The organism is Bacillus sp. MM2020_4 (genome assembly GCF_011250555.1).
In the GTDB taxonomy this organism is placed as follows: domain Bacteria; phylum Bacillota; class Bacilli; order Bacillales; family Cytobacillaceae; genus Neobacillus.
This window is the reverse complement of the sequence record NZ_JAANMZ010000140.1, coordinates 1-255: the sequence shown is the minus strand read 5'-3', so window position 1 is coordinate 255 and position 255 is coordinate 1. Positions and strand designations below refer to the sequence as shown.

The 255-nt window shown below is 38.0% G+C and carries 1 protein-coding gene; it reads left to right on the top strand.

Annotated features, from left to right (window positions below; genetic code table 11):
• Positions 1 to 255: hypothetical protein (locus G6554_RS26470; protein ID WP_166246859.1), on the top strand; the 255-nt coding region annotated here is incomplete at both ends.

The window sequence follows — 255 nt, the reverse complement described above, 5'->3', positions numbered from 1 at the left end:
ATACTTTTCCCGATAAGAATTTTGATGTAACAACAGAATATAAAAGGTATTCCATGACGGTGGATGTCTCTTTGTTAACACCAACTGGTATACAAACTAATTTAGCTTTTTATGGGACATATGGAACGGGTGTTTTCCCAACCGTAAAAAATGTCAAGATTGAAAAAGGTAACAAATCAACAGATTGGACACCTGCGCCAGAGGACGTATCTGCAGAAACAGCAAAAGCCGTGTTTGAAGCAAAGGCTGAGATAA